At 37.7% G+C, this 19,498-nt stretch carries 18 protein-coding genes; 14 read left to right on the top strand and 4 right to left on the bottom strand.

All coding sequences use genetic code 11. The annotated features are described in order from the left end of the window. Positions 1-251: 251 nt before the first annotated feature. From racE to cbpB, 4 genes are all read left to right on the top strand, one after another. Positions 252-1,073, top strand: coding sequence for a glutamate racemase (racE, locus tag IGK21_RS06085; protein ID WP_010737494.1), 822 nt, complete (start codon positions 252-254; stop codon positions 1,071-1,073). 3 nt (positions 1,074-1,076) lie between these two features. Next, entirely contained in the window at positions 1,077-2,426 is a 1,350-nt protein-coding gene (gene rph, locus IGK21_RS06090) for a ribonuclease PH (RefSeq protein ID WP_181914958.1), read from the top strand. Then, on the top strand, positions 2,423-2,935 hold the full coding sequence (locus tag IGK21_RS06095) for a metallophosphoesterase (RefSeq protein ID WP_181914959.1): 513 nt from the start codon (positions 2,423-2,425) through the stop codon (positions 2,933-2,935). Before rph ends, IGK21_RS06095 begins: the two co-directional genes overlap by 4 nt. Positions 2,936-3,042: 107 nt before the next feature. After that, positions 3,043-3,543 carry a cyclic-di-AMP-binding protein CbpB gene (cbpB, locus tag IGK21_RS06100; RefSeq protein WP_010719279.1) on the top strand — a complete coding sequence of 167 codons (501 nt, stop codon included), beginning with the start codon at positions 3,043-3,045 and terminating at the stop codon, positions 3,541-3,543. Between the two features lie 90 nt (positions 3,544-3,633). On the opposite strand, the gene IGK21_RS06105 is transcribed toward cbpB, so the two are convergent. Further along, positions 3,634-4,548 (bottom strand): mechanosensitive ion channel family protein, encoded by a 915-nt coding sequence (locus tag IGK21_RS06105; RefSeq protein ID WP_034697771.1) that lies wholly within the window; start codon positions 4,546-4,548, stop codon positions 3,634-3,636. A gap of 168 nt (positions 4,549-4,716) precedes the next feature. Here IGK21_RS06105 and IGK21_RS06110 point away from each other — a divergent pair, with 168 nt between their 5' ends. Next, positions 4,717-5,730 carry a branched-chain amino acid aminotransferase gene (locus IGK21_RS06110; RefSeq protein ID WP_034697772.1) on the top strand — a complete coding sequence of 338 codons (1,014 nt, stop codon included), beginning with the start codon at positions 4,717-4,719 and terminating at the stop codon, positions 5,728-5,730. A gap of 453 nt (positions 5,731-6,183) precedes the next feature. On the opposite strand, the gene fabI is transcribed toward IGK21_RS06110, so the two are convergent. Continuing rightward, a complete protein-coding gene (gene fabI, locus IGK21_RS06115) occupies positions 6,184-6,939 on the bottom strand; it encodes an enoyl-ACP reductase FabI (RefSeq protein ID WP_010719275.1) in 756 nt (251 codons plus the stop codon). 216 nt (positions 6,940-7,155) lie between these two features. On the opposite strand from fabI, the gene fabZ reads away from it, so the two are divergent. Then, positions 7,156-7,596, top strand: coding sequence for a 3-hydroxyacyl-ACP dehydratase FabZ (gene fabZ, locus IGK21_RS06120; protein ID WP_010719274.1), 441 nt, complete (start codon positions 7,156-7,158; stop codon positions 7,594-7,596). A 127-nt stretch (positions 7,597-7,723) separates the two neighbouring features. Here the strand turns inward: fabZ and IGK21_RS06125 are convergent, their stop codons facing one another. Beyond that, a complete protein-coding gene (locus tag IGK21_RS06125) occupies positions 7,724-8,482 on the bottom strand; it encodes a peptidylprolyl isomerase (protein ID WP_010719273.1) in 759 nt (252 codons plus the stop codon). A 184-nt stretch (positions 8,483-8,666) separates the two neighbouring features. On the opposite strand from IGK21_RS06125, the gene IGK21_RS06130 reads away from it, so the two are divergent. From IGK21_RS06130 to IGK21_RS06140, 3 genes are all read left to right on the top strand, one after another. Further along, positions 8,667-9,761 (top strand): DUF871 domain-containing protein, encoded by a 1,095-nt coding sequence (locus IGK21_RS06130; protein WP_010719272.1) that lies wholly within the window; start codon positions 8,667-8,669, stop codon positions 9,759-9,761. A gap of 342 nt (positions 9,762-10,103) precedes the next feature. Beyond that, on the top strand, positions 10,104-11,039 hold the full coding sequence (locus IGK21_RS06135) for an alpha/beta hydrolase (RefSeq protein WP_034697773.1): 936 nt from the start codon (positions 10,104-10,106) through the stop codon (positions 11,037-11,039). Positions 11,040-11,394: 355 nt separating this feature from the next. After that, positions 11,395-13,395, top strand: a complete 2,001-nt coding sequence (locus IGK21_RS06140) for a hypothetical protein (RefSeq protein WP_232622367.1) — start codon at positions 11,395-11,397, stop codon at positions 13,393-13,395. 131 nt (positions 13,396-13,526) lie between these two features. Here the strand turns inward: IGK21_RS06140 and gap are convergent, their stop codons facing one another. Beyond that, entirely contained in the window at positions 13,527-14,537 is a 1,011-nt protein-coding gene (gene gap / locus IGK21_RS06145; protein ID WP_010719268.1) for a type I glyceraldehyde-3-phosphate dehydrogenase, read from the bottom strand. Positions 14,538-14,866: 329 nt separating this feature from the next. Here gap and obgE point away from each other — a divergent pair, with 329 nt between their 5' ends. From obgE to IGK21_RS06170, 5 genes are all read left to right on the top strand, one after another. Continuing rightward, positions 14,867-16,180: a GTPase ObgE gene (gene obgE, locus IGK21_RS06150; protein ID WP_010719267.1), complete on the top strand. Its 1,314-nt coding sequence runs from the start codon at positions 14,867-14,869 to the stop codon at positions 16,178-16,180. Between the two features lie 267 nt (positions 16,181-16,447). Beyond that, positions 16,448-16,999 carry a hypothetical protein gene (locus IGK21_RS06155; protein WP_010737501.1) on the top strand — a complete coding sequence of 184 codons (552 nt, stop codon included), beginning with the start codon at positions 16,448-16,450 and terminating at the stop codon, positions 16,997-16,999. 164 nt (positions 17,000-17,163) lie between these two features. Beyond that, positions 17,164-18,117 (top strand): ribonuclease Z, encoded by a 954-nt coding sequence (rnz, locus tag IGK21_RS06160; RefSeq protein WP_034697787.1) that lies wholly within the window; start codon positions 17,164-17,166, stop codon positions 18,115-18,117. After that, a complete protein-coding gene (locus IGK21_RS06165; RefSeq protein WP_010737503.1) occupies positions 18,101-18,889 on the top strand; it encodes an SDR family NAD(P)-dependent oxidoreductase in 789 nt (262 codons plus the stop codon). The genes rnz and IGK21_RS06165 overlap by 17 nt, the downstream gene beginning before the upstream one ends. 10 nt (positions 18,890-18,899) lie before the next feature. Beyond that, the gene (locus IGK21_RS06170; RefSeq protein WP_034697790.1) at positions 18,900-19,337 is read left to right on the top strand and encodes a LapA family protein; all 438 of its coding nucleotides are present in this window, start codon (positions 18,900-18,902) and stop codon (positions 19,335-19,337) included. Positions 19,338-19,498: the final 161 nt, after the last annotated feature.

Raw genomic sequence — 19,498 nt, forward strand, 5'->3', positions numbered from 1 at the left:
CTGGGACAAAACTTGTCTCAGTCTCTTCTAGTATCTCTAAAACGAATCGCAATCATTCATGATAAGTGTAGATAAAGAGCAATCTTCATCTGCTAAAAACAACTAACTTAAGATCATTAAGTCAAACTAGTGATTCTTTAGATCGACTGTGTGAGCTATTCAAGCTTTATGGATAGAAGTACAAAGGTAGTACTTGAAAAATCACCTTAAAAAGTCCACAATAAGGAAGATAGAATTTATTGAGAAAAAGGATGATACTATTGACTGATAATCGCCCGATTGGTTTTATTGATTCAGGTGTTGGTGGATTGACGGTGGTCAAAGAAGCATTGAAACAATTACCAAATGAAAATATCTTATATGTTGGAGATACTGCCCGTTGCCCCTATGGTCCTAGACCGGCAGAACAAGTGATCGAATTTACTTGGGAAATGACGAATCATTTGGTGGAACAAAACATCAAAATGTTAGTGATTGCCTGTAATACTGCTACTGCGGTTGCTTTAGAAGAAATCAAGGCGGCACTTCCTATTCCAGTCATTGGTGTGATCTTACCTGGGACAAGAGCAGCTGTTAAACAAACAAGAAATAAACAAGTAGGGATTATCGGAACCCTCGGAACGATCAAAAGTCGTGCTTATGAAACAGCGCTGAAAACGAAGGTACCTGAACTTGCCGTGACTAGTTTGGCTTGTCCAAAATTCGTTTCGGTAGTGGAAAGTAATGAATATCATTCGTCAGTTGCAAAAAAAATCGTTGCCCAGACACTAGCGCCATTGGTTACTAAGAAAATCGATACATTAGTATTGGGTTGTACCCATTACCCTTTGTTACGTCCGATTATCCAAAACGTTATGGGAGAAAGTGTAACATTAATCGATTCAGGTGCAGAGACTGTCGGGGAAGTTTCGATGTTGCTGGACTATTTTGAAATCAGCAATTCAGTCAATGAGGGGCGGACGTTATGCCAATTCTATACGACTGGTTCAGCTAAGCTTTTTAAAGAGATTGCACAAGATTGGTTGATGCTCGATCAGTTGAATGTTGAGCATATTGAATTAGGAGGAAAATAACAGATGCGTCACGATGGAAGACAACCTCAGCAGTTAAGAAAAATAAAGATTGAAACAAATGTTTTTAAACATCCAGAAGGTTCTGTTATGATTCACTTTGGTGATACGATCGTCAATTGTTCTGCTACGATTGAAGAAAACGTTCCGCCATTTTTAAGAGAAACAGGAACTGGTTGGGTAACAGCAGAATATAGCATGTTGCCACGTGCGACTCATACTAGAAATCGAAGAGAAAGCAGCAAAGGAAAACTTTCAGGACGCACAATGGAAATCCAACGGTTGATTGGTCGTTCGTTAAGAGCGGTCGTTGATCTGAAAAAGTTAGGCGAACGTAGTATTATCATTGATTGCGATGTTTTGCAAGCAGATGGTGGGACAAGAACGGCTAGCATCACAGGAGCTTTTATTGCGTTAAAATTAGCAGTCGAAAAGTTACTTCAAACAAAAGTTTTACGTGAAGATCCAGTTATTGAACATTTAGCTGCTATCAGTGTTGGGATTTTACCCGATCAGACATGTGTGGCAGATTTAGATTATGAAGAAGATGCTGCAGCGTTAGTCGATATGAATCTAGTCATGACTGAATCTGGCAAATTTGTCGAGATTCAAGGAACTGGGGAAGAAGCAACCTTTGATGGAGAACAATTAAACGATCTGCTCTTTTATGGAAAAACGGCGATTGAGCAATTGATTCTTGAACAAAAAAATGTCTTGTTCGAGCAACGAGCAGAAAGAGAGGACGATTTGAAGACGATCGTTATTGCTACCAAAAATGCTGGGAAAGCAGAAGAATTTAAAGCGATGTTTGGCAAAGCTGGTTATGAAGTCAAAACATTGTTTGACTATCCTGAATTACCTGATGTAGAAGAAACTGGTTCAACGTTTGAGGAAAATGCTCGTCTGAAGGCGGAAACGATTGCTTATTTGTTGAATCAACCTGTATTAGCTGATGACTCTGGTTTGAAAGTAGATGCTTTAGGCGGCATGCCAGGAATCTACTCTGCACGATTTGCCGGCGAACACAAAAGTGACGCAGGAAACAATGCAAAATTACTTTATGAGATGACGGAGATTCCTGATGAGAAAAGAACGGCGCAATTTCATTGCACCTTGGTTTTTGCTGCACCGGATAAAGAAAGTCTAGTGGTGGAAGCGCAATGGCCAGGAAAAGTAGTAAGAATCCCAAGAGGAGACAACGGCTTTGGGTATGATCCACTATTTATTCCTGACGGTTCAACTGAAACTGCAGCCGAAATGTCAAGTGAAGAAAAAAACCAAGTCAGCCACCGGGCACAAGCAATGAAGAAATTGAGCCAAGTATGGCAAAGCTGGTTGGAAGGTGAAAACAAATGAACTATTTAGTTGTCAGTGATAACCATGGCGATCGGGAAATCTTAGCTGATCTAGTTGCTCGTTATCAAACGAAAGTGGATTTCTTCTTTCACTGCGGCGATTCAGAATTATCGCCAGAAGATCAATTGTGGACGCACTTCCATGTAGTCAAGGGAAATTGTGATTTCGGACCGGGATTTGTTGAAAAAGAGTGGGTTGATACTGGGAAAGATAAAATATTTATCACTCATGGACATTTGGCAAATGTTCGTTTTGGTCTTACTCAATTAGCGCTTGAAGCGCAAGCCAACCAAGCAACTATGGTCTTTTTTGGTCATACGCATCAAATTGGTTGTGAGGTAGTAGAAGGGGTCTTGTATTTGAATCCTGGAAGCATTTCGCAACCACGAGGACCGATCCAAATCCCTTCTTATGCCTTGATTGAACACAGTGGAGAACAAGTCTATGTTCAATATTATAATCGAGCGCATCAACCTGTCGAGGAACTGGCTTTCACTTTTTCCTTGTAAGCAAAAAATCTCTAATTTTTACTAAAATCTCGATTTTTTATATGAATTTTGCATCCGTTTTCGGTAAAATAATTATGTTGAAATGAAATTGAAATGGAGGCCCTCCAATGATTGGACCGATTGTAAGAGAGTTATTGCTACAAAATCGAGAGACTTTTTTGATCTCAGCTGAAAATGTAGCGAATGTCATGTATCAACATCCATTATCACATGGTTTGCTTGTTTTATCGAAAGTAGGTTATACGAAGATCCCTGTACTAGGAAAAGATGACCGTTTTGTGGGATTAGTTAGCTTATCTGATGTCGTCAATAAAATGATCGATCTACAAACGATCAGTATGGACCCATTAGAAGGACTAACCGTTGCAGATGTAATGGAAACGAATGTTGCAACGATCGATGAAAATTGGGAACTAGAAGAAGTTCTCCATTTATTAGTTGATTCACCTTTTCTACCGGTTGTTACAGAAGACAAAGTTTTTAAAGGGATCATTACTCGAAAAGAACTACTAAAGGCAGTCAACTATATGGTGCATGAATTGGAACGACGAAACATTGTTTCGCCTAAAGTCGAAGAATTAAAAGAAAAGTTAGACATCGTTAGTTAACGATTAAAGCAAAAAAGATTGAGACTGATTACACTTATTTCTCCATTAAGGTCATTTAATGGAAAGCGTAAGGAATCGTCTCAATCTTTTTTATTTCAAGCTGATCGGGCTGTTAGGAATGGTAAATCCTGCTGTTGTCAATTCTTTTACATAAGAACTCAAAAATTCTTCTTTCAAAACAAATTGTTTTCCATTCAAGGCATAACAAATGGTTCGAATCGCAAAATTACTGTTCCCTAAATCGACTAATCCAAAAATTGTTGGTTCAGTTTGTAAGTCGTCTTGGTATTTTTCAGCTAATCGTTGATTTACACGATCGATGATTTCGTAGATAGAATCATAGCCTTCTTCCGGCACGATGCGAATATCAAGTAGAACTTGCATATTCGCTCTGGATAGGTTGCTGATAGTCGTGATGTTTCGATTGGGAATAAAGTGGACCGTACCGTCTACGGCTTTTAGCTGTAACGTCCGAATACCGACAGAAGCCACTGTTCCTTCAATTGACAGATTCGCTAATTTTACATAATCTCCGACATCCATTTGTTGTTCCATAATAATGAAAAAGCCAGTAATCACATCACTCATAAAGCCTTGTGCGCCCAATCCAATTGCTACCCCAGCGATTCCCGCTCCTGCCAACAATGAACCAATCGGAACACCAATGACGGATAAAATCGCATAAATAAAGAAAAAACCCATCGTGTATTGGAAAATCGTATTTAACAGACTGTGTAACGTTTTTAAACGACTTTCATTCAAAACCGATTTCTTAGAATATTGTTTAAAAGATTTATCAATTAAATATTTTCCGACACGGTTGAGTATGGCAAATAAAAGAATTAAAAAAACTAAATAAAGTCCTTTTTGGATAAAGGTTGCAAAAATTGCATCCCAATCGATCGTATTCCAGAAACGTTGGAAAGCATTCACTTGGTGGACTGCTTGGTCAGTTAATGTTTCACCTGTGGAAGTGGTTGCTGTTGTCGCTAGTTGTAAAAACATAAGATCCCCTTTTCTAAAATATATACTCACTACTGTATTGTAACAAGAACGAGGGAAAAAGAAAATCAGCAAAACTGTTTCAAATTTCAGAAATTTTCCAAAAAATAAAATGACAAACCTCAAGGATAGTGCTAAAATATTCACAAAACAAAGATAGGTGGAATGAATATGCAATTGGATTGGAATAATTTAGGTTTCTCATATATCAAAACTCCTTGGCGTTACGTTGCAAAGTGGAAAGATGGTCAATGGGAAAAAGGAGAATTGACGGAAGACAACTATTTAACAATCCATGAAGGTTCTCCAGCGCTTCATTATGGACAACAATGCTTTGAAGGATTAAAAGCTTACCGAAGAAAAGATGGCAAGATCAATCTTTTTCGACCAGATCAAAACAGCCGTCGTTTGAATCAAAGTGCTAGACGGTTATTGATGCCGATGGTACCAGAAAAAATGTTCATTGAAGCTGTGAAAGACGTAGTCAAAGCGAACGAAGCATTTGTACCACCTTATGGAACAGGCGCAACATTATACTTACGTCCTTTTCTGATTGGTGTCGGTGAAAACATTGGTGTGCACCCAGCGCCAGAGTACTTATTTGTCGTTTTCTGTACACCAGTTGGTGCTTACTTTAAAGGTGGTTTGAAACCAACGAACTTTATCGTATCAGAGTACGACCGGGCAGCGCCTAATGGAACAGGGGCAGCAAAAGTAGGAGGGAACTATGCAGCTAGTCTGTTGCCAGGTACACAAGCGAAGGAATTAGATTATTCAGACTGCGTGTATTTAGATCCTGCTACTCACACGAAAATTGAAGAAGTCGGTGCAGCGAATTTCTTTGGTATTACTAAAGATGGGCAATTTATCACACCGCAATCGCCATCGATTTTACCAAGTATCACGAAATATTCACTCTTACAATTGGCTGAAGAGCGTTTAGGCTTAACTGCTGTCGAAGGGGATATCTTTATTGATCAATTAGACCAATTTGCCGAAGCAGGAGCGTGTGGCACAGCAGCGGTCATCTCACCGATCGGAGGGATCTATTATCAAAATAACTTACATGTTTTCCATAGCGAAACAGAAGTTGGTCCTGTAACTAAACAATTGTATGATGAATTGACAGGGATCCAGTTTGGCGATGTAGAAGCGCCTGAGGGTTGGATCGAAGTAGTCGAATAAACAAACAGTATAATCTAATAAAAAAGAGATGCTACGATTTCTAGGACAGATAAAGACGATCTGTCCTAGTTTTTTTATAAATTTAGTTCTACAAGCTTTCTTGCCACATACTACTTTAGAAGAGTTTGTCCATCACCAAATAGAAGATACAATTTCACTCATATTAAAATATAAACTATTTATATTTTAACAATCAAATGGTTTGTAATCTGCCACAATAATCTAGATAGGCATATTTCATGCGTATCATCGTCTGGTTCTCATATTTTCTTTAGGGATCAATCAAAATAAGACGACCCAATATTGATAAGCTTATCAATATTGGGTCGTCGTTTAAAGTTTATTTGAAACCGGTGAGTTCGTTAGTGTTAAACGAATTTTTCCGTTATCTTACTTAAATAAAAAGCGATTCGTGTTGTTTTAAATGGGATGACTAAAGTAAATAGGGTTCTCTTAAGATAAGTGGACGCCTTTATCTACATAAACAATGTCGCCAATCATTCCGCTTGATAATGGGCTAATTAAAAAGGCACAGGCATTCCCGACTTCTTCGATCGTCACACCTTGTTGATCTGGTGTACGTGATTCAGATAATTGAATCAATTTTTGGTAATCTTTCACGCCAGTAACCGCTAATGTTTTGATCGCCCCAGCTGAAATACCGTTGACACGAATGCCTTTAGGAGATAGTTCTGCAGCTAAGTAACGGATGGCTGCTTCTAAAGATGCTTTTGCGATTCCCATCATGTTGTAGTTAGGAATAGCGCGTTCTGATCCTAAATAAGACATGCTTACAATTCCGCTGTTATGTGCAAGATATTTTTGTGCATATTTTGTTACAGCGATTAATGAATAGCTACTGATATCTTGTGCTAATTGATAGCCGTCACGTGAGATATCGGATACGTTTCCTGATAATTCTTCTTTGTTTGCGTATGCGATTGCGTGTACTAGGCCGTGGATTTCTCCAGCATATTCGCCGATTGCATCCATTGCTTTTTCAATACTTTCATCACTTGATACATCACATTCCACCGTAAAGGCATCTTCGCCGACTAATTTAAGCAATGATTTTTTCATGCGTTCATTTTGATAAGTATAGATGATCTCAGCACCTTGTTTCATCATTGCTTCGGCACAACCCCAAGCAATACTTCGCTTATTTGCGACGCCCATAATGACGATTTTCTTTCCTTCTAAAAAAGACATATTGACACTCCTTTGATCTTAAAAAGATTTAATAGGTTGTATAATAAACAATAATTGCAAAATAATAACCTCTTGATTTTCTATTATTAGTCAAAATGCTTTGATTGTCAAACTATTTTTTTTAATAATAAAAAAAGATTGCTAAAAATTTAAGAATATGATACTTTGATAATCAAAGTAATAATCAAGGCAATTAGCCAAAAGAAGGAGTATATTATGTCTTACGTATTATCAGCTACTGAAGTAATGGACTTGATTCCCAATCGTTATCCAATATGCTATATCGATTATGTCGATACCTTAGAACCAGGAAAGAAAATCGTCGCAACGAAAAATGTAACGATCAATGAAGATTTCTTCCAAGGACACTTTCCTGATAATCCAGTAATGCCTGGTGCATTGATTCTAGAAACCTTAGCGCAAGCTGGATCGATTCTGATTTTAAAATCAGAAGAATTTTTAGGCAAAAGAGCGTATATCGGTGGGATTAACAAAGCGAAATTTCGCCAGAAAGTGGTTCCTGGTGACGTGATGAAATGTCATTTTGAAATCACAAAAATGAAGGGTGCAGTAGGGACCGCTTTATCTGCGGCTTATGTCGAGGATAAAAAAGTTTGTGAGTGTGAGTTTACTTTTATTGTGAACAAAGATGCTTAATTGGGTAAAGCGGCTTTTTTTATAAAAGCAGAATTTACAAGGACCCAGTTATCAGTAAAAGCCGAAGAACAGCGAAGGGCAATGGAGTACCTTTCGTTATTCTTCGGCTTTTACTTAATGATTCGTCTTATGATTCTTTCGCTTCTTGTAAGATATTGATTTTTTCAATTTTAACCGCTTCTTTTGGTTTATCTGAGGCATCTGTTTCAACCTCTGCGATTTTATCTACAACGTCCATTCCTTCGATGACTTGTCCAAAGACCGTATATTCACCATCTAAACTAGGATAGCCACCATTTTTATACGCATTGATGATTGCTTGAGGGTAATCATCTTTTAATAGTCCGTCATGCATATCATCTGAGTTTTGGACGATAAAAAATTGGCTCCCATTACTGTTAGGATCTTGGGCACGTGCCATGGATAAAGCTCCGCGGATGTTGTAAAGCTGGTTAGATATTTCAGTTTCAAATCCTTTACCCCAAATACTTTCACCGCCAGTACCATCCCCTTTAGGATCGCCTCCTTGGATCATGAAATCTTTGATCACTCGGTGGAAAGTCAAGCCATCGTAATAGCCATCTTTAGCATGTGTCATAAAATTCTCAACTGCTTTAGGGGCCAATTCAGGGAATAATTTCATTTTGATTGTCCCTTTTGATGTGACCATCTCAACCAGATCTTCATTGGCAGCGACCTCATTGCTCAATTGAGGAAGAGGGAGTGCGTTTAAATCGACACTTTCTTTTGTACTGCTTTCCGTTGTTTTTTCTGTTGAACTTGTTGTTTCAGAAGTGTTTGTTTTTGGTTCACTTTGATTACACCCTGCTGCAAATAGTAGGGTTGCAACCAATCCCATACTTAAAAGAAGTTTTTTTGTTTTCATTTTTGGTTCCTTTCAAAGATAATCAGTTTGTTATCTATAATGATAACAAATAATGATCAATTTACCTATTCTTTTTCTCATAATTTCTTCGTTTATGATCACTTTTCTCAAAGGTGTAGACCATTTAAAGCGCTTTTGTTATAATGTAAGTGGATACAAAAAAGATTTTGGGAGGATTCAACTGATGGGGAAATTAGGTATTTCGATTTATCCGGAACGTTCAACGTTCAAAAAGGACAAAGCATATTTGGATTTAGCACATAAATATGGATTCAAACGTGTATTTACTAGCTTATTACAAATAGAAGATGACAAAGAGAAGGTTTTAGCTGATTTTTCTAAAGTTGTGGAATATGCGAACCAATTAGGAATGGAAGTTATGGTAGATATCAATCCAGCATTATTTGAACAATTAGGGATATCCTACGATGATCTTTCCTTTTTCCATAAGATGGGAGCGTACGGCATCCGTTTAGATATCGGGTTTACGGGAGCTGAAGAAGCAAAAATGACACGCAATCCATACGGTATTAAGATTGAGATTAATATGAGTTCTGGAACTAGTTATGTTGACAACATCATGAGTTATTCTCCGAATACTAATAATTTGTTAGGGTCTCATAATTTTTACCCTCATCGCTATTCTGGTTTGAGTTATGATCATTTTGTGTATTGCTCAGAAAAATTTAGAAATTATAATTTGAATACAATGGCATTCGTCAATTCTCAAACCGCTGATTTCGGACCATGGCCAACGCAAGACGGTTTGTGTTCGCTTGAAGATCATCGAAACTTAGAGATTTCTACACAAGTCAAGCACTTGATGCTTACGGGTTTGATCGATGATATTTCTATCGGTAATGCTTATGCAAGCGAGGAAGAACTAAAAGCGATGGCAGAAGCATTTAATGCAGATTATCCAACGTTGAAAGTAGATGTTGAAGAAGATATCACCGAAGATGAACGGATTTGTTTGTTTGATAATCTCCACAGCTATCGTGGTGATCGTTCAGAATATATCCTTCGATCAACAATGACACGAATCTACTATAAAGATAAACCATTCCCACCACATAATACCCGGGACATGTCTCGCGGGGATGTCTTGATTGATAATGTGGGGTATGACCAATACAAAGGTGAAACTCAAATTGCGCTAAAAGAGATGAAAAATGACGGTCGTGTGAATGTAGTCGGACGTATTTCAGAAGATGAATTGTTCTTATTAGACTTCTTAAAACCGTGGTCAAGTTTTAAAATGATCGAAAATAAAAAATAATGGTTCCTAACTTTTAAACTATTTTTGTTTAAAAGCTAAGAACCATCGGGGAAACTTCAAAGCCGGTTAATTCTACTGGTTTTGAAGTTTTTTTGTAAAAATGATTGAAAAATTGATTAGTCTAAATAATTTGTCAAGATGTTATGTCTCTGAGATAACAAGACTGATCTTGATAGATTAGTTGTGTGAAGATGGTTTTTTTACAACCATTTATAATGAAATTTGAAGAGAAATGGGTGATGTGGAGCTTTATATTTACTCTTGGAAGGATTGCATCGAATAACTTCTTTGTTTATACTTAATCAAGAATTAGTATTAATAATGGAATAAGGAAGGAAAGCGATGAAACTTTTGACAAAAATAGTAATCGGAATTGCTATTGTCGTGATAGTGGTTCTATTATTTGCAGGCAACTATTTTTATAATTATGCAGTTGTCCCATCAGAAAAGGATTTTTTAGAAAACGATACGCCGGGAACTTCTCAAACAACAAAAGAAAACGAGGCGACAAAGTGGTTCAATCAGAAAGAGAATCGCACTTACTGGCATCTAACATCAATAGATCATTTGAAATTGTCTGCGATCTATCTGCCAGCAGAAAAGAAAAGTGATAAAACAGTTATTGTTGCCCATGGTTATATGGGGAATGCAGAAACAATGGCAAATTATGCAAAAATGTTTCATGATTTAGGCTACAATGTGTTAGTTCCAGATGCTCGAGGCCACGGGCGTAGTGAAGGGGATTATATCGGATTCGGTTGGCCAGAGCGAAAAGATTACGTCCAATGGATCGATAAAATCATAGCAGAAACAGGGCAGTCGCAACAAATCGTGCTTTATGGAGTAAGTATGGGTGCTGCAACTGTGATGATGACGAGCGGTGAGAAGCTACCAAATAACGTGAAAGCGATCATCGAAGACTGTGGGTATTCGTCAGTTGATGAAGAACTTGCATATCAACTAAAAGATATGTTCAACTTACCTTCTTTTCCATTGATCCAAGTGACTAGCTTGATTACAAAAATTCGAGCAGGGTATTTTTTTGGGGAAGCAAGTGCCGTTGATCAATTAACTAAAAATACGAAACCAATGTTATTTATCCATGGTGATGCGGATACATTCGTTCCCTATAATATGTTAGCAAAAGTATATGCTGCAACTAAGGGACCAAAAGAAAAATACGTGGTCAAGGGAGCCGAACACGCAAAAGCGTATCAGGCAGACCCAGAAAAGTATCAGCAAACCGTCAAAGAGTTTTTAGCAAAATATGTCCAATGAGTTGTTTGCTAATAGCTAATACAAAAATAATTTTAGGATTCTAATAGAGAGAACTCATTCTTTTTATTTACCGGCAGTCATCCGTTCACAATAGAAATATGGGTGACTGCTTACATATATGGTTGAGAATTTTACATAAATCAGACAAAAAAACGAACGAAAATCAAGAATAGGCAAAGAGGAACCTTTCTGTCATTATCGAAAAATACATTGTGAAGAATGAAAATAGAGAAAATGAATTTAGGAGCCTTTTTGACATAAAAACGGATATAAAATCGTTTCATGAAAAAAAGCGAATCAATCGTACGAAACGATTTTTATTATAAAAAATGATCTCAAGAAAGGGAGCGAAAAAATGCCACTGGCAAATAAACTAGAACTAGAACAAGCTTTGCGCGCACGATTATTAGTCAATTCAATATCCTCTAAAGATACTAAACATTCAATTGTGAACCGTACAAAACGTTTATTCAAAAAAAAACCTCCGATTGAAGTAAATAAGCAAGACAAATTTGGAAATTTCAAAATGTATGAACAATTTTTTGATCTTCCAGTTGGAGATATTCGGCATATTCCTGATTTGAATGAGACGAAAGCGATGTTTAAAGAGTATTTGAAAAATTGGAGTCATATGATCAATGTGAGTGCCAATCCTAACATAACAAGTTTAGTTGAAGAAAAAGGTCAGTTTACAATGTACGATTCATTCGAACGGAGTAGCGATGCTATCCAAGAGACACAAAAAATAGAACAAGAACTCTTACACTTAAGTGGAGATAAAGCTCGTTTTCTCGTATTACCACTCCTAAGTGGGAGACCGTTACATAAAGAGGAAAAAGAGTTGATTAAGGACACCACTGAAAACGAGCCTGTATACACTAGTTTAACAGGAGCAATTATCCAAAATCAAAACAATAAATATCTCGTTACATTGGTAACTTCGAATGACCAAGAGCTCACGATTCGCAAATACGCAGTCGATCAAGACAAAACCAAAGAGTTAGCCAATCTATTGGGCACGCCATTACACTCTAGCCATGAGAATATGACTACACTAGTGGATAAATTTGAGAATCTTAGGAATAAACGAGAAATAAAAGAAACGGCAAAGAATATATCACATTCAAAAAAATTTCATTTCTTACTTCCGCAACTATATTACACTGTTGACTACATTTTTTATGGGAATGCTATTGATCAAATTCATGAGGATGTTCAAAAGAGCGGTCAAATACAAGGTCAGAAGGTTAAGGCCATTGATGAACAAACGAAGCCCCAAATGGATTACTTCAATCTTACACCAGCAACTCAACAAAATAATCATAAACGTTTGATGAATGAGTTTCATTACGCAGCACTTAAGAGGATGAACCAATTACAATATTCGGAAGATCTTCTTCATTCGATGGTTATTGTACATAATAAAACTGAACAAGTGGAAAATATGGATAAGAATTGGAAAACAAAAATTGAAGATACAATACTCACAACTTCTCAACAAAGAAAATCGCTGTCTAGACAAGATTCAGTAGAAGTAGAAGACAGAGGGATTTACCTAGCTGAGCTGCGGGAACCAAAAGAAATATTTGAGAAAGCAGAAGAACAATTAAAACAGTCAAGAGGGATTGTTCTGCCAAATGAAGTGGCAGCAATTAGCCGTTCACTTCAATATAGTAAGTATTATCAGTTAGAAAAAAATTCGATTGTACAAGAACTCTCTCGATTAATGCCAGGCGATCCAACTTCTTTTCTAGTTACTTCTCATGATATTCAGATCAAGTTGAAGGACAAGGGTCCTCATGAAAAACAGAATCTTGGTTGTGTGATACGGAAAAATACTTTCGGGAACTTTATCGTTTCAGTGGTTGATCCCACAGGTTACTATCAAAAAAGAACGCAAGTAAATGGTCTGTTACCTTGTGTACATGAATTTGAAATTTCTAAATCTAACCTATCAGAACTAGCACAAGCACTCAATAAGAGCAACGATAAGAACAAAAGTGACTTTATCCTTCAAAGGGATTTATCTTTAATTAGCAATGGAGGAAAAGTTACGGATTATATCATTGATCAAAGTGCTTATTTAAAATCAAAACAGGGATTTCATCATTTTTCTGCCGCAGTAGATTTTGCTATTTTTTCAAGTACAATGCAGTTAGGGCGTTATGTTTATATTAATGATCTTGAGAAATTGAGTGGAAAAAATACAGAGTTAGCGAATAATTTAGGAGAAGAAAGAGCATTGAAAATAGCTTATCCAGAACACTTTGCTCAAAAGAAAGTGAAAAAAACACGAGCTAGTAATTCGCAAATAAGGGACGTTTATAAAAATTCTATCTTTGATCAAGAGAGATGATAAGGTTTACCATCACTCGTTCTTTTTGAACCAGTTTAGAAGAACTAGACAAAGAGACCGTTTGAACCACTCAACGAGTCGTTCAAACGGTCTCTATTTTCTATCTTTGAAAACGTGTGATCTTTTGGCGATTAAAGATTAGCAAATTTTTCCAACAAACGGATCATTTGACAAGTGAAGCCATATTCATTGTCATACCAAGCAACGGTTTTTACGAGTTGGTAATCGCCAGCCGTTGTGACTTCTGTTTGAGTTGGATCGAAAATCGAACCTTGTGTGGTACCGATTACGTCACCGGAGACGATTTGACGATCATCGTAACCAAATGATGGATTGTCTTCAGTATGTTTCTTGATCGCTTCGTTCACTTGTTCAGCGGTCACTTTTGTTTTTAAAATGGAAACTAGTTCTGTTAATGAACCATCCACTACAGGTACTCGTTGTGCGTGACCTTGCAATTTCCCTTGAAGCTCTGGAATAACTAAGCCAATTGCTTTTGCCGCACCTGTTGAGTGAGGGATCGTGTTGTCAGCTGCTGATCGAGCTGCCCGTAAATTTCCACCTTTTACTGGTCCGTCTAATAACATTTGTGTAGAAGTATAAGCATGAACGGTAGTCATAGTCCCCACTTCGATACCAAATTCATTATTTAAGAAATAAGCCATCGGTGCTAAACAGTTTGTCGTACAAGAGCCTGCCGAAATGATTTTATCATTAGCATCTAACGTATCATCATTTACATTGTATACGATAGTTTTCATTGCACCAGCAGGAGCAGAGATCACTACACGTTTTACCCCAGCGTTCAAATGGGCTTGTGCTTTTTCTTCCGAAGTATAAAAACCAGTACATTCCAGTACGATATCGACCCCGTTTTCTTTAACCCAAGGGATTTTACTTGCATCTGGTTCAGCATAGACACGCGTTTCTTCACCATCTACTACGATTGAGTCTTCTGTTGCAGTAACTGTACCGGGATAGGTTCCATGAGTTGAATCAAATTGTAGCAACTGTGCCAACATTGTTGGGCTAGTTAAGTCATTGATTGCTACGACTTCAATATCATCAGATACTTCTTTGATTCGGCGGAAAGCTAAACGTCCAATACGTCCAAATCCGTTAATACCTACTTTTACTGTCATAATCAAAAGTTCCTCCTTTAGTGATATTGAGGGTGCAAACTTCGCATCCTTGATTAATACACTGTCATTTTCCTCCTGTTCACAAAATTTGTCAAAAAAAGATACTTACAAAAGTAAAGTGATAAAATGGTCTGAGAGGTGAAAAGCACTAGGAGATCTTTGAAACAATTTCCTTAAGTAGAATAGAAAAAATGAACAAAACCTGGAAAGTTTAATTGAAACGATAGACAAAATAGCTTTTGACCGATAAAATAAATAAGACTTTTGTTTATTGTGGAAATTCAGGCAGTCAAATGAATAATAGATAATTAAAATAGGAGGACTTAAAGATGTCCATGTTTTTAGATCAAGTAACCATCGATGTGAAGGCCGGTAAAGGCGGCGACGGAATGGTCGCTTTTCGCAGAGAAAAATATGTACCTGATGGAGGACCTGCTGGTGGTGACGGCGGTCGTGGCGGTGACGTCATTTTGATCGTTGATGAAGGTTTACGTACATTAATGGATTTTCGTTTCAATCGCCATTTTAAAGCACAGCCAGGAGAAAACGGAATGAGTAAAGGGATGCACGGTCGGGGTTCAGAAGATACTTATGTAAAAGTCCCTCAAGGAACGACTGTCCGTGATGCTGAAACAGGCGCTTTGTTAGGCGATTTGATTGAAAATGGTCAAACCTTAGTCGTTGCTAAAGGCGGTCGAGGGGGACGAGGAAACATCCGCTTTGCTTCTCCACGAAACCCAGCACCAGAAATTGCAGAAAACGGCGAACCAGGTCAAGAACGCAGAATCGAATTAGAACTAAAAGTCTTGGCTGATGTTGGGCTGGTTGGCTTTCCATCTGTAGGTAAATCAACGCTGCTTTCAGTTATTTCTTCTGCTCGGCCTAAAATCGGCGCGTACCATTTCACGACATTAGTACCAAATCTTGGTATGGTAACAACTAGCGATGGACGCAGTTTTGCAGCAGCGGACCTTCCTGGATTGATTGAAGGAGCTTCTCAAGGTGTTGGCTTAGGAACGCAGTTTTTACGTCATATCGAACGTACTCGTGTTATTTTACATGTGATTGATATGAGTGGGATGGAAGGCAGAGATCCTTACGAAGACTATTTGGCGATCAACCATGAATTGTCTACTTATAATCTTCGTTTATTGGAACGACCTCAAATAATTGTAGCCAATAAAATGGACATGCCAAACGCAGAAGAAAATTTGAAAAAATTCAAAGAGCAGCTTAATAAAGAAAAAACAGATGAATTTGCAGACGATATGCCGATTTTTCCAGTTTCAGGGGTAACAAGAAAAGGCATTGATCCATTGCTGAATGCGACAGCGGATCTTCTAGAAGTAACACCAGAGTTTCCGTTATATGATGAAGAAATCGAAGAAGAAACAGTTCAATACGGATTCAATCCAGAAGGGCCAGAATTTAAAATCGATCGCGATCCTGATGCTACTTGGATCTTATCAGGAGAAAAAATTGAGAAACTATTCCAAATGACGAATTTCGATCACGATGAAACTGTTATGCGTTTTGCTCGTCAGTTGAGAGGAATGGGCGTTGACGAAGCTTTACGTGCCCGTGGAGCAAAAGATGGCGATCTAGTGAGAATTGGTGAATTTGAATTTGAGTTTGTCGAATAAGATTACGTATGCTCATGAAAAGAGCCCATGTTAACACTCAATATCAACAAAGCGTCAAACCAGAAAAATGGTTTGGCGCTTTTTTGGTTTAAGCAATGGTAGGATTTGTCTTTTGGTAAAAATTTTTAAGCTATCACCAATAGTATTCAGAAAGATTTTTTAATAGGAAAAATTTATATTTCTTATGTGTTATTTATTAAAGGGTTTTTCCTTTTGTTTTTTTAAAATAAAAGTTAGAATAAAGAAAATGAATAGAGGAGTGTTTTTATGAGCAAACGAGTGATTATTTTGAATTTCCCTGTAGAGAGTCAAGCTTACCAAGCATTTTCTGAAATCAAACGATTACACGCTTCTCGTGCCATCAAGGGTGAACAAATGGCAGTGATTAGTCATGATCCTAATGGAACGCATCAATTCAAAATAGAGGATTTTTTGGATTTTACTGGAAACAATAAATCTTCAAAAGGTGGTTTAATCGGAATGTTAGTCGGTGTCTTGGGAGGCCCACTAGGGATTCTTTTAGGCTGGTTTGCTGGCGGGATGATCGGTGCTACGCAGGATGCCAAAGAAATCCAAGATGCTCAGACAGTTTTTGATTTTGTGGGCAATAAAATTGGCGAAGGAGCAACCGGTTTGATTTTGATTGCTGAAGAAGAAGATAATCGTCCTTTGAACCAATTAGTCATGATGGATTTAGGTGGCGAAATTACTCGCTTAGATTATGAAGAGGTCGAAGAAGACGTCCACGCTGCCAAAGAAGTCGAAAAACAAACACAAGAAACGGCACGGAAATCGTGGAAAGACAAACATCCTCAATAAAGAGACGAACAGAATAAAGAAAGAGAAACGCGTGAAAAAGGCGTTTTTCTTTTTTTAGTACCAATAAAAATGCAATTATTTAGGAAGCAATACGGACTTTCGGTTGATTATCCGACACATTTCCCATAAAATTAATAGTGAGTTTAAAGAAAGTCAGGTAGATTATGGAATTACAATTTTTAGGAACTGGTGCAGGGGTACCTGCCAAACATCGAAACGTTACCAGTATTGCATTAAAACTTTTGGATGAAAGAAATGAAGTCTGGTTATTTGACTGTGGTGAAGGAACGCAAATGCAAATCTTACGTACCAACATTCGTCCAAGAAAGATTGAAAAGATATTTATTACTCACTTACATGGTGACCATATCTTTGGGTTGCCAGGCTTGTTAAGCAGTCGTTCATTCCAAGGGGGAGATACGCCCTTGGAGATCTACGGACCAAAAGGAATCGAGACATTTGTCAAAACTTCGTTAGCTGTTTCGCAAACACGTTTAGGCTATCCGTTGAAATTCATCGAGTTAGTTGAAGATCAGCCGATTTTTCAAGATCAGCATTTTTCTGTCTATACTAAAAAATTAGATCATGGAATTGCCAGCTATGGCTTTCGGGTTGTGGAACATGACCATAAAGGAGAGCTTCAAGTTGAAAAATTACAAGAACTGAATATTCCGGCTGGACCAATATATGGAAAGTTGAAAAAAGGAGAATCTGTTCAATTACCTGATGGAAGGGTTGTGGACGGGAAGCAGTTTGTGGGACCAGACAAAAAAGGGCGGATCGTTACGATTTTAGGTGATACGAGGAAGACAGCAAATTCAGTCGTGTTGGCCCAAGACTGTGATGTTTTGGTTCATGAAAGTACGTTTAACAAAAATGAAGCCAAGCTGGCAAAGAACTACTTCCATTCGACGACTTATCAAGCGGCTGAAGTAGCTAAAGAAGCAGCAGCGAAAAGTTTGTTATTAACCCATATTAGTGCGCGCTATTTAGGAAAAGCTGCGCAAGAACTAGAAGAAGAGGCACGTGAGGTCTTTGGAAATACAAGGATCATGAAAGATTTTGATACTGTCGATATTCCATTTCGTGAGGAGGAAAAGAATGAATTTAGAAAATAAAGTTGTCTTAGTTACCGGTAGTTCTGGTGGATTGGGCGCTCAAATCTGTTATGAAGCTGCAAAAAAAGGTGCCATCGTCATTGCTTGTGCTCGACGAAGCCAATTGATTGATGAGGTTAAAGCAGAATGTCAGAGATTAAGCGGAAAGGAAGCCTATGCTTTTCCAGTAGATGTGAGTGACCCTGACAGCGTCGATCGGCTCTATGAACAAGTGATGCAAACAGTCGGACGTGTAGATGTGTTAGTCAATAATGCCGGCTTTGGCATTTTTGAAGATTTTTTAACTTTCGATTTAGGAAAAGCTTACGATATGTTTGAAGTAAATGTACTAGGAATGATGGTCCTAACTCAAAAATTTGCGATTGATATGGCTGAAAGAAGGCAAGGACATATCATCAATATTGCTTCAATGGCTGGGAAAATGGCGACGGCAAAATCAACGATCTATTCAGCAACAAAATTTGCTGTCTTAGGCTTTTCTAATGCCTTACGATTAGAATTAAGACCACTTGGAGTGGCAGTCACTACGGTGAATCCAGGACCGGTTGCTACTGAATTTTTTGATAAAGCTGATCCTACCGGCAGTTATTTAGAAAAAGTTAGTCAACTTGTTTTAGAACCGGAGAAACTAGCAAAAACAATTGTACGAACAATGGAACATCCAAAGCGTGAAGTGAATCGTCCTGTCCTTCTTGAAATAGCGGCTAAATTTTACACTCTCTTTCCGACTATTGGCGACTACCTCGCAAGTGGGATTTTTAATAAAAAGTAGGTGAAAGAGTATGAAAAAACAAAGTAGTGTGATTATTGGATTTTTGCTTGTCTTGATTATTGTCGTATTTGCTGTATTAAACAATAGAAATGTTCCTGTTAACTTTGGGATTGCTTCATTTTCTGCACCATTGATTTTAGTTATCATTGGTTCGGCGATTATTGGTGCATTGATTGTTTTTGTTACTGCATCAACCACTTTATGGCAACAGAAAAAACAAATCAAACAATTAAAGCAGGAACTATCAGATTATCAAGAGAATCTTGATAAAAAAATTGCTGAAGCAAAGGAAGAGCAACAACGAACATTCCGAAATGAACGAGCAGAATTAGAAGCTGCTTATCAGGCAGAATTACAAGCAACGAAAAAACAACTACAACAAGCGCAGTCGACAACATCTGATACGCAGAAAATTTCAGCAAAGCAAAGCTATAATTATTTTGACTAAAGTTTCATGAACGAGATCAAAATAAAAGATGGCAGGAACCATTGTTACATTTGGCTGAAAGGTAAAAGGCTGAGTTTCGGGTTTGTCAAATGGTCTTCAAAAAGTGAGTAACGACTTTTTGAAGACCATTTTAATGTGTTTGTGGCTATCTTTCTTCTTTT

The sequence above is a fragment of the Enterococcus sp. DIV1421a genome, assembly GCF_051711025.1.
Taxonomy (GTDB): Bacteria; Bacillota; Bacilli; order Lactobacillales; family Enterococcaceae; genus Enterococcus_B; species Enterococcus_B hirae.